The sequence below is a fragment of the Cellulomonas bogoriensis 69B4 = DSM 16987 genome, assembly GCF_000767165.1.
Lineage (GTDB): Bacteria > Actinomycetota > Actinomycetes > Actinomycetales > Cellulomonadaceae > Actinotalea > Actinotalea bogoriensis.
In genome coordinates, this window is record NZ_AXCZ01000092.1 from 1 (window position 1) to 10953 (window position 10953).

Annotated in this window: 10 protein-coding genes; all 10 read right to left on the minus strand. The window is 73.5% G+C overall.

All coding sequences use genetic code 11. The features are described from left to right. On the minus strand, nt 1-1554 hold a 1554-nt coding region (locus tag N869_RS09345; protein ID WP_035060646.1), incomplete at its 3' end, for a complex I subunit 5 family protein. Next, nucleotides 1551-3047: a complex I subunit 5 family protein gene (locus tag N869_RS09350; RefSeq protein WP_052105304.1), complete on the minus strand. Its 1497-nt coding sequence runs from the start codon at nt 3045-3047 to the stop codon at nt 1551-1553. The genes N869_RS09345 and N869_RS09350, both read right to left, overlap by 4 nt. Next, complete coding sequence (locus N869_RS09355) at nt 3040-4533, minus strand: complex I subunit 5 family protein (protein WP_052105305.1); 1494 nt, start codon at nt 4531-4533, stop codon at nt 3040-3042. The genes N869_RS09350 and N869_RS09355 overlap by 8 nt, the downstream gene beginning before the upstream one ends. Further along, nucleotides 4530-4817 (minus strand): hypothetical protein, encoded by a 288-nt coding sequence (locus tag N869_RS09360; protein WP_035060650.1) that lies wholly within the window; start codon nt 4815-4817, stop codon nt 4530-4532. Before N869_RS09360 ends, N869_RS09355 begins: the two co-directional genes overlap by 4 nt. Nucleotides 4818-5029: 212 nt before the next feature. Beyond that, complete coding sequence (locus tag N869_RS09365; RefSeq protein ID WP_035060653.1) at nt 5030-5782, minus strand: glycerophosphodiester phosphodiesterase; 753 nt, start codon at nt 5780-5782, stop codon at nt 5030-5032. Next, nucleotides 5779-7137, minus strand: coding sequence for an ABC transporter substrate-binding protein (locus tag N869_RS09370; RefSeq protein ID WP_035060656.1), 1359 nt, complete (start codon nt 7135-7137; stop codon nt 5779-5781). The genes N869_RS09365 and N869_RS09370 overlap by 4 nt, the downstream gene beginning before the upstream one ends. Nucleotides 7138-7253: 116 nt before the next feature. Next, nucleotides 7254-8207, minus strand: a complete 954-nt coding sequence (locus N869_RS09375; RefSeq protein ID WP_035060658.1) for a carbohydrate ABC transporter permease — start codon at nt 8205-8207, stop codon at nt 7254-7256. Then, complete coding sequence (locus N869_RS09380) at nt 8204-9178, minus strand: carbohydrate ABC transporter permease (RefSeq protein WP_035060661.1); 975 nt, start codon at nt 9176-9178, stop codon at nt 8204-8206. Before N869_RS09380 ends, N869_RS09375 begins: the two co-directional genes overlap by 4 nt. Before the next feature lie 180 nt (nt 9179-9358). Further along, complete coding sequence (locus N869_RS09385; protein ID WP_035060666.1) at nt 9359-9982, minus strand: nucleoside/nucleotide kinase family protein; 624 nt, start codon at nt 9980-9982, stop codon at nt 9359-9361. Between the two features lie 15 nt (nt 9983-9997). Continuing rightward, a partial coding sequence (locus N869_RS09390) for an ADP-dependent NAD(P)H-hydrate dehydratase (RefSeq protein WP_035060668.1) occupies nt 9998-10953 on the minus strand: 956 nt, incomplete at its 5' end.

Sequence of the window (10953 nt, forward strand, 5' to 3'; positions counted from 1 at the left end):
GGCACGGGCCCGCGCCCCGCCCAGGGCACGACCGGTGGCCGTCACGGCACCCTCACCCACGACCACCAGGTCACCGGCGGGCAGTGGCGGCACCGCGACCGGGTGGCGACGGTCGACCAGCCACGCCACCCCGGCCAGAGCCAGCCCGAGGGCGACCGGCCACACCGAGTCCCGGACGAGCTGGGCCGCGGGCACCTCGAGGGTGACCAGCAGTCGTGCCGGCAGCACGGCCGTCACCGTCGCGACCGCCCCCAGCAGCGCCGTCCACGGCACCAGCACACCCCGTCCGGCAGCCCTGGGGCCGTCGGCGGCGGGTACGGCCACGAGCAGCGCCATGAACCGCACCATGAGGACGGTCGTGCCGGTCGCGGCGAACGCCATCGCCAGGCCGATGCCGTCCCCGCGCGCGACCAGGTCCAGCGCACCCTTCAACCAGGACTTGGCGGCCGCGCCGCTCGTGGCCGGCGCACCGGCCAGCGACGCCGCCGCGAAGGCGCTGCCCACGAGCAGCACCGTCCGCCCCGTCCCCACCGGGACGCGCCGCACCAGCCCGGTACCGAGGAACAGCGCCGCCTTGGCCAGGCCGTGGTGCAACGCGTACACGGCGGCCCCCGCCACCGCGAGGGGCGCCACCTGCACGTCCCGCAGCGCCACACCGACCAGGACGGTGACAAAACCCATCTGGCTGACGCTCGAGTAGGCCAGCACCACCTTCGGGTCGCGCTGGGCGAGCCCGAGGAGGACACCCGCGAAGGCGGTCACGACACCGAGCGCCACGACGACGTCGGACCAGCCCGTGAGCGCGACCTGACCGACGGGCAGCAGGTGCACCCACCCCGCCAGGCCGGCCTTGATCATGGAACCGCTCAGGGCCGCGCTCGCAGGGAACGGTGCGGCCGGGTGCGCGAGCGGCAACCAGACGTGCAGGCCGAACACCCCGGCCTTGATCCCCAGTCCGAGCAGGAGCAGCAGCACGAGCAGGTCCTGGCGGGGGGACGCCGCCACCGCGGCCGCCACGTCGACCGTCCGGACGGCCCCGGCCTCGGTGACCGCCAGCATCAACCCGGCCAGCAGTGCGGTCTCACCCACCAGGGCCAGCACCATGTACACCCGCCCCGCGCGACGCGCGGCGGGTGTGCGCGTGTGCACGACCAACCCGTACGCCGCGAAGGTCATGACCGCGAACGAGGTGTAGAACGTCAGGACGTCGCCGGCCACCAGCAGGCCCACGTTGCCCGTCAGCGCCAGGAGCCACAGCAGGGTGTACCCGCGTCGGCGCTCCGGGCCGCCCCGGGAGCAGGCACCCGCCACCGACCAGACCACGGCGGTGAGCAGCAGGAGCAGCCGCGTGACGTCGTCGAGGGCCAGCTCGGCACCGAGCAGCAGCCACGACAGGTCCGGCGCCGGCAGCACCCCGCCGACGACCGCCAGGACGCCGGCCGGCGCCGGGGCCAGGGCGAGCAGCCACGACGCGTGGTGGCCGGGGCGCAGGTGGAGGACCACGGCCACCAGCACCGGCGTGAGCACGGGCGCCAGCCAGAGGATCGCGTTCACGGCTGCAGCACCCCCTCGCTGATCGAGGTCGCCCACCCCAGGGGGCTGAACGGGGACCCCGCCAGGACCCCGACGAGCAGGACCGACGCCCCGGTGGCGACCGTCGGCAGCAGCAGCCACGGGTCACGCTCCAGGCCCGTCGGCGCCGGTGCGTCACCGTCGCGCTCGGGCGACCGGAACCACGCCCGGGCCAGGACCGGAAGGAAGTACGCGGCGTTCAGGGCGCCGCTGGCGAGCAGCACCAGCACCACCCATCCCTGACCGGCCTCCAGGCTGCCGGTGCCGATGTACCACTTGGTGACGAAGCCCGCCGTGGGCGGGACGCCGATCATGCCGAGGGCGGCGACGGTGAAGGCCGCCATGGTCCAGGGCATGCGCCGTCCGACCCCGGACATCTGACTGACCTTGGTGACCCCGGCGGACTTCGCCAGCAGCCCTGCGCAGTAGAACAGGGTGACCTTCTGGATGCCCTGGTGGACCAGGTGCACCAGACCACCAGCCAACCCGGCGACGCTCACGAGCGTCACCCCGAGCACCACGTAGGAGACCTGGCTCACGGTGGAGAACGCCAGGCGTCGCTTGAGGTCGTCCTGGCTGAGTGCGCGCACCGAGCCGTACAGGATCGTCACCGCGGCCACCACGGCGAGCGGGGTGAGCAGGTCCAGGCGTTGCACCAGCGCGACCCCGTACAGGTCGTGGACGACCCGCACGATCCCGTAGGCGCCCGCCTTGACGACCGCCACGGCGTGCAGCAGGGCACTGACCGGTGCGGGCGCGACCATGGCCCGTGGCAACCAGCCGTGCAGGGGCACGATCGCGGTCTTGACCGCCAGACCACCCACGAGCAGGACGAAGACGGCTGTCAGCAGGTACGGGTGCGTGTGCGCCAGCCCCGTGAGCGGGGCGTAGTCGAGGAACTCCACGGGCCCGGCCAGGACGTGCAGCAGGGCGACGCCGACGAGCAGCACCGCACCACCGACCACGCTGTAGGCCAGGTACGCCCGCGCGCCCCGCAGCGCCCGCCCCGTGCCCTGGTGCGCGACCAGGGGGTACGTCGCGATCGTGAGGAGCTCGTAGAACAGCAGGAACGTCACGAGGTTCCCCGCGAGCGCGATCCCGATGGTCGCGGTCACGCAGAGGCTGAAGAACCCGAAGAACCGTGAGCGGCGTTCCCCCGCCTCGAGGTACCCGATGGCGTACACGGTGGTCGTCAGCCACAGGACCGACGAGAGGGCGACGAACAGCAGCGGGATCGGGTCCACGCGCAGGACGAGGTCGATTCCAGGCAGCAGGGCGTGCCGCCACTCGTGGTCCGCACCACGGGCGACCCCGACGAGGAGCACGACCACCAGGACGACCTTCACGACCGCCCCGGTCATGTTGACGAGCCGGCGCGCACCTTCCCGCGGCTCCGGCAGCAGGAAGATCACCACGGTGGGGACCAGCGCGGTGAGGACCAGGAGCAGGGGCAGGAGCGAGGAGGCGTCAGCCATGCCAGGCACCTCCCGCAGCCGGTGCCCCCACCTGCAGGAGGGCGACGAGGGGCTCGGGGTGCAGGCCGAGGGCGACCGAGCCGAGGGCGAGCGTGAGGACGACGACGTCGGCGACGGTGCGGGTGGCCCGCGTCTGGGTGGCGCCCGACGGGGTGGTCGGGGGGTGCTGCAGGCACCGCTGCAGGACCCGCCCCAGGTACGCGGCCGTCAGGACGCCGCCGGCGACGAGGACGACGGCCCACCACCACTGGCCCGCGTCCAGTGCACCCACGAGCAGGTACCACTTGGCGACGAACCCGGCCGTGGGTGGCAGGCCGACCAGGCTGACCGCACTCACCCCGATCGCCAGCACCGCGACCGGGCGGCGGGTGGACGCCCCGACCAGGTCCCGTGTGGTGGTGCCCCCGGTGGAGGCCAGGACGAGGGGGACGGCCATCAGCAACGCGGCCTTCGGCAGGGCGTGCGCGATCGCCTGGGTGGAGCCCGCGACCCACCCCTCCGTCGCGCCGGCTCCCACCAGCGGCACGGCGAGCAGGATGAGGCCCACCTGGGCGATCGTGGACCACGCGACGAGGCGCTTGACCTCACGGGCGCGCAACGCGGCGACGCCACCACCCAGGACGGCCGCTGCGCCGACCACACCGATGAGCTGCTCGGCGGCGACCGCCTGCGGGGCGGCGGGGCCCACGGCCCACACCCGGAGCAGGACGACCGCCGCCGTCTTGACGACCAGCGCGGACAGCCACGGGCTGACGGCGCCGGGGGCCAGGGAGTGCGCGGCCGGCATCCAGAAGTGCATCGGGAAGGCGGGCACCTTGAGCAGCAGCCCCGCGGTCATCAGCGCCAGCCCGGCACGTCCCTCGACGTCGGTGAGGGTGCCGCCGCCGAGGTCGGCCAGGATGACCGTGCCCGCAGCCCGCCACACCAGCGCCACGCCCAGGAGGAACGTGGTGGAGGCGACGACCTCGGCGTACAGGTACCGGGTGGCGGCGGCGAGCCGGGCTCGCCCACCCCCGAGGGCCACGAGGGACGCGGCGGCGACGGCGACGACCTCGAGCATCAGCCACGCCGTGAGGAGGTCCCCGGCGAGGAACACCCCGTTGAGCCCGGTCAGCAGCGTCAGGCTCAGGGGCCAGTGCGCACGGCCGGGCACAGGGGCGGTCGTGGCGCCGGTCGTGCGGTCGGCACCGTCGGTCGACCCACGTGACCCGACCAGCACGGTGGCTGCGACCGCCACGGTCGCGGTGACCAGGACGAGCCCGACCCCGACCCCGTCGGCGACCAGGGTCGCCCCGGAGCCGCCCGGTGCCACCCTGACCTGGACGGGTGTCCCGTCCAGCAGGACGTGCCCGGCCGTGAACGCACCCAGGACCAGCGTCGTGGAGGCGGTGAGTCCGGCCACCAGGAGCCGGTGGCGGGCCGGGAGGGTAGCGGTGAGCGCCGCTCCTGCCGCCGGGACGACGAGGAGCCACAGGACCAGGCTCATCGGCCCGGGTCGCCGTCGAGGTCGAGGTCCGCCCCGGACGCCCGGCGACCGGCACGTTCCAGGTGCCGGACCACCACCAGCAGCAGCACGACGACGGGCAGACCGACCACCGCTGCGATCGGCGCGGTGGCGTCGACGGGGGCCACGGTGACCAGGACGCCCAGGCCCGCTGCAGCCATGACCACGAGGCCGGCGAACCGGTGACGTGCGCTGCGTGCGACGAAGACGACCGCCCCGCCGGCCAGGGACAGGACCACACCGGCGAGGACGAGCGCAGGGCTCATGGTCGTCGGCGTGGTGGGCGGGAGGCGACGCGCACCAGATCCGGCACGACCCTGCGCTCGCTCATCTCCCGCACCTCCTCAGTCCCACCAACAAGGTGCCTCAAGATTATCTTCAGGAGGTAAATCGCTCATCTCGAGGCGATCGTGTGTGACCAGCACGACACCCCGCGTCCCGGCCGACGGTCGGGTGCCCGTCGGCCGGGACGCGGGACTCAGGCCACCCGGGGGGCGTCCGTGGCGCGGGCCGCGAGCCACCCGACCATGCGGTCGGGACGGTCGGTGATGACCGCGTCGACCCCCATGGCCAGCGCCGTGGCCCAGTCCTCGGGATCGTTCAGCGTCCAGACCATCACCTGCAGGCCCGCCCGGTGCAGGCGGTCCACCAGGTCGGGGTGCTGGGCGAGCACCAACCCGTGCGGGTTGCAGGCGACCACGCCCAGCTCGGCGCACACCTGCAGCAGGTCCGGTGGGGCGTGGACCACCAGCAGGGCCCGGCGCAGCCCGGGCGCCGCCTCGCGCAACGCGGCGACGGTCTCGGGCCAGAAGCTCTGGACGACGACCCGGGCCTCCAGCCCTGCCTCCAGGACAGGGTCGGTGACGAGGCGGACCTGGTCCACCGACCACGACCCCTTGACCTCCAGCAGAAGGTCGGTGCCGGGTCGGGTCTCGAGGAGCTGGACGACCTCACCGAACGTGGGGACGCGTTGCCCGCTGTACGCCGGGGAGAACCACCCCCCGGCGTCCAGGGCGCGGATCGCCCGCAAGTCCGTGGACGCGACCTCGCCCGTTCCGTCCGTGGTCGCGTCCAGGGTCTCGTCGTGGAGGACGACGACCTGGCCGTCGCCGGTGAGCTGGACGTCGATCTCGACCGCGTGCGCACCCGCCCGCCAGGCCGCCTCCAGTGCCGCGAGGGTGTTCTGGGGTGCGACCGAGGAGTTGCCGCGGTGGGCGATGACCTGGCTCACAGGTAGGGCTCCACGTTCTCCTGGTAGGCGGTCTCCAGGCGCGGGATGATCGACCCCCACGCCTCCTGGGGGTCGGTGCCCCGCAGGACGATCTGCTCGATGCCGTCCGAGAGCAGCTGGTCGGCGCCGGGGACGAACACCCGGATCCAGTCCTGGGAGCGGGCCTTGTCGTTGAGCTGGTCGACGGCTGTGCGGAACTGGGGGGCCTCGGCGTAGACGGCCTGCATCTCGGGGGACTCGATGGCCGAGGTCCGCACCGGCATGTAGCCGGTGTTCTGGGAGAAGTGGGCCGTCTGCTCGGTGTCGGTGAGGAACTTCAGGAAGATCGCGGCCGCGAGCTGCTGCTCAGGGGTGCGGGAGGACGGGATCGCCAGACCGGTGCCACCGGTCGGGGTCCCGCCCCCGGCGGGACCGTCCGGCAGGTACGCGGTGCCGACCTCGAAGTCCGCGGCGTCCAGGATGCCCTTGAGCGACCCGGTCGACCCGATGGTCGACGCGACGATCCCGGAGGCGAAGTCCACGGTGGCGTCCTCGGACACGGTCGCCAGACCGGATCCGTGGAACATGTCGCGCACGAACTCCCCGGCCGCGACCGCCTCCGGCGCGTCCAGGGTGGTCTCCCACTGGTCGGAGTACTGACCACCGTGGCCCCACAGGATGTTCTTGAACCACCACGCCGACCACGACGGGCCCACCGACAGCCCCAGGGGCGCGGAGTCCGTGGGCACCTGCTCGGCCAGGGCGTCCTGCCACTCGGCGAGCTCGGCCCAGGTCTCGGGCCCGCGGGCGGGCAGGCCCGCGGCCTCCCACATCTCGGTGTTGTAGTAGAACAGCGGCGTCGAGCGCGCGTACGGCGCCGCCCAGTGCAGCCCCTCGTACTCGTAGTCGCCGTAGAACGCCGGGACGTAGTCCTCGACGTCGACGTCCAGGTGGGCGAAGACGTCGTCCAGCGGCATGATCTGGTCGTTCAGGTGGTACCGGAACCACCACACGTCCGAGGAGATCACCACGTCCGGGAGCTGGTCGGTCTGGGAGGCGGCCTGGAAGCGCTGGGCGATCTCGTCGTAGCTGGCGCCCGCGGTGACCAGGTTCACCGAGATCTCCGGGTGGGCCTCCTCGAACCGGGCGACGAGCTCCTTCTCCACCGCCTGGGAGCCCCCGGGGTGGTTGGACCACCAGGTGATCTGCGAGGCGGGCTCCACCTCGGACCAGTCGACCTCGGTGGTGGCGCGCGTGCCGGACGAGACGTCGGTGGCGACGCTCGGCCCTGCGCACGCGGTCAGGGTCAGGGCACCGACGGCCGCGAGGGCGCCGAGGACGACCGTCGACGGGCGGCGGGTCGGGTGGTGGTGCACGGGTGTCTCCTCAGGGTGGGACGACGGGCACGCCGCAGGACGCGGGCGCGCGGGACCAGGCCGACGGCCTGGGGGTCCGTAGGTGGGGTGGGTGGAAGGTGGACGGCAGGTGGGCGTCAGCCGGTGACCGCTCCGGTGGTGAGGCCAGCGACGAGCCGGCGCTGCAGGACGAGGAAGACCAGGAGGATCGGCAGCGTCACCAGGGTGGTGGCGGCCAGGAGCATCCCCCAGTCGTTGGTCCCGTCGACGTTCTGCAGCAGGGTCAGCCCCACCGGCAGGGTCATGCGGCTCGGGTCGTCGACCACGAGGAACGGCCACAGGTAGTCGTTCCACTCGTTGACCACGGCGACCAGCCCGACCGCGGCGATCGTGGGACCGGACATCGGCACCACGAACCGCCACAGCCGGCGCCAGTGGCCGGCGCCGTCCATCTCGGCGGCCTCGAGGACCGAGCGGGGCAGGGTCAGGAAGTGCTGCCGGAACAGGAACGTCCCGAACGCGCTCGCCAGACCGGGGACGAGGATCCCCTGGTAGGTGTTGAGCCACCCCAGGGACGCGACCAACGTGTAGTTGGGGATGATCGTGATCTGCGGGGGGATCATCAGCGCCGCGACGACCAGCAGGAACATCGTCCGCCGGAACGGCACGTCGAGGAACACCAGCGCGTACGCGCAGCACAGCCCCAGGGCGACCTTCAGCGTGGCACCCACCACCGTCAGGCCCACGCTGTTGAGGAACAGCTGGCCCAGCGGGATGGCCTGGGCGGCGTTGGCGTAGCTGGTGAGGTCGACCGACTGCGGGAGCCACTGCAACGGGACCCGGTAGAGCTCGTCGGGGCGCTTGAGGCTCGCGAGCACCATCCACAGCAGCGGGGCGCCGAGCACCACGGTGGCCAGGACCATGGTCAACCAGCCACCGGCGTCCAGCACGGACGGGCCCCGCCCGCGGCGTCCAGGTCGGCGACGGCGCTCGACCGCCGGGGGACCTGCCCCCGGCCCGGTCGGGGGCAGGTCCCCCGGGCCGGTCGGGGGCGCGGTCGTCGACGTGGGGCGGGGTGCGGTGAGGGTCATGAGTAGTGGACCTTCCGCTCGACGTAGCGCAGCTGCAGGGCGGTGACGGCCAGGAGCACCAGGAACAGGACGGTCGCCCCCGCCGAGGCGTACCCGGCGCGACCGTTGACGAACCCCTCCTGGTAGATCTGGTACATCAGGGTGGTGGTGCTGCCCACGGGCCCGCCCTGGGTCATCGACCGGATGATGTCGAAGGACTGCAGCGACGCCAGCATCATCGTGATGAGCAGGAAGAACGTCGTCGGGGTGAGCAACGGGAGGACGATCGAGCGCAGCGTCCGGGCCGGGCCCGCCCCGTCCAGGGCCGCGGCGTCACGCAGGTCCTGCGGAACGGACTGCAGGCCCGCCAGGTAGATCAGGGCCACGTACCCCAGGTTCTTCCACAGGTACACGATGATGATCATCACCAGGGGCCACGGCTCGGCCGTGTACCACTGGGGCGAGGACGCCCCGAACCAGGCCAGCACCGTGGACATCAGGCCGTACCGGGGGTCGAAGATGAACAACCAGAGGATGCCGACGGCGTAGCCGGACAGGACGTACGGGGCGAACGCCACCGTGCGGGCCAGGTCCCGGCCGGGCAGCCTCCGGTCCAGCAGGAGCGCCAGCCCCAGCCCCAGCACGAGCGCGCCCCCGACGGTGGCGACCGTGAAGACCAGGGTGGTGGTGACCACCTGGGCTGTCGCCGGGCTGGTGAACCACTCCACGTAGTTGCCCAGGCCGACGAACCGGGCCACCGGTGACCCCAGGTTCCACTGCATGGTGGACAGGTAGAAGCTCTCCACGAGCGGGCGGTACACGAACACCACCAGCAGCCCGATGTTGGGGCCGGCGAGCACGACGAACCACAGCAGCGCACGTCGGCGGCGTGCGCTCAGGCCCGTCCGCCTACGCCGGTCGGTCCCGTCGGCGGGTGGGGTTCCGGTCGCGGTGCGGCTCTGCGAGTCGGGTGGTGCCAGGACGGCAGCCATGAGGTCTCCGTGCGGTCGAGGGCAGCCGGGGGGCTCTGCCACGGCCGGCCGGGCAGGTGCACCCGGTCCGGACGGTTGCGAACCTAGCCACGCCGACGCAGGCCCCGACAGGTCCCCCGACGAGGGTTGTCAGGCCGTTCGACGAACGTTCACCCAGGTCAGCTGCCCGTCGGTGAACCGCTACGCGCTGTTCGTGACCACGACGTCGGCCCGGGCCCGGGTGTCCGCGACCAGCCGGGCGTTGGCCTCGTCGGGGCCGGTGGCCCACCGGCGTGCGGCCTGCGGGCTCTTGCCGAACGCGACGTGGCGGGCCGTCAGGCGGTCCAGGCGCACGACGTCGTCCAGGTCCACGTACCAGCACTCGTCCAGCAGCGGTCGCACCTGGGCCCACGGGCCGTCGTCCAGCAGCAGGTAGTTGCCCTCGGTGACCACGAGCGGGACGTCGGGCCCCACGGGGATCGCGCCGGCGACCGGTTCCTCCAGCGCACGGTCGAACTCCGGTGCGTACACGACGTCGGGGCCGGGTGCGCGCAGACGCCGCAGCAGCGCCACGTACCCTGCCGCGTCGAACGTGTCGGGTGCGCCCTTGCGGTGCGTACGCCCCAACCGCTCGAGCTCGACCTGCGCCAGGTGGAACCCGTCCATGGGAACCAGGACCGCCCGCCCCGCTGCGGCCTCCACCAGTCGGGCGGCGAGCGTGGACTTGCCCGCACCCGGTGGACCGGCCAGACCCAGGACCACGCGGGCCGGCGCCGGGGCGGACGTCCACCCCAGCGCACGACGCAGCAGGTCCTCGGTGAGCATCACGGAGCCCCGGTCTCAGCTCTCACGGCCACGAGGGCCGGTGGGCCGGAGCAACCGGGCGACCACCCCCGGCAGGGCGTGGGCGACGGCCGGCGAGGTCACGGGCCCGCCAGGGTTGGCGTGCGCGGCGGCCAGACCGTGGACGTGCACGCCCGCGGCGACCGCGCGCATGATCACTCCTGGTGACCACGGCTGGTCGGAGCGTGCGCCGACACCGGCGAGAAGGGCACCGAGGACACCGGCGAGCACGTCACCGGCGCCCGCGGTCGCCAACCACGCCGGCGCCGGGCCCTGCGCCAGGACCGGTGCGCACGACTCGTCCCCGGCACCCACGACGAGCGTCACCGCGCCCTTCAGCAGGACGGTCGCACCGGACCGGACGTGCGCCTCACGCGCCCACCGCACCGGTTCGGCCTCGACCTGGGAGCGCTCGACCGGCACGCCGCGCGCGCTGAGGAACCGTGCGAGCTCCCCGGCGTGCGGGGTCAGGACCACCGTGGCGGGCACCCGGTCCGGGACGTCGTCCAGGGCACCGGCGTCGACCACCACGGGGACGTCCTGCGCGGCCGCGGCCTGCAGGACCTCGCGCACACGGGCCGACTGGTCCTCGTCCTGGACGCCCGGGCCGACGACCCACGCCTGGACCCGCACCTGCGTCGAGCCACCCGCGACGACCTCCGGGTGCGCGGCCACCACCTGCTCACGCACGTGCGCCGGGCCGACGTACCGCACCATCCCGCACCCCGTGGCCGTCGCACCCGCCACCGTCAGCACCGCCGCCCCCGGGTACGGCACCGACCCCGCCACCACCCCCACGACACCGCGCGTGTACTTGTGCGCCGGAGCGTCCGGCACCGGCCAGACCCGTCGCACGTCCAGGTCCTCCAGGCGGGTCGCTGTGGGGGCCCGGCCCTGCGCGGCCAGCTCGGCCGCCAGCGCCAGGTCCACGACCTGCACCCGGCCCGCGGCGC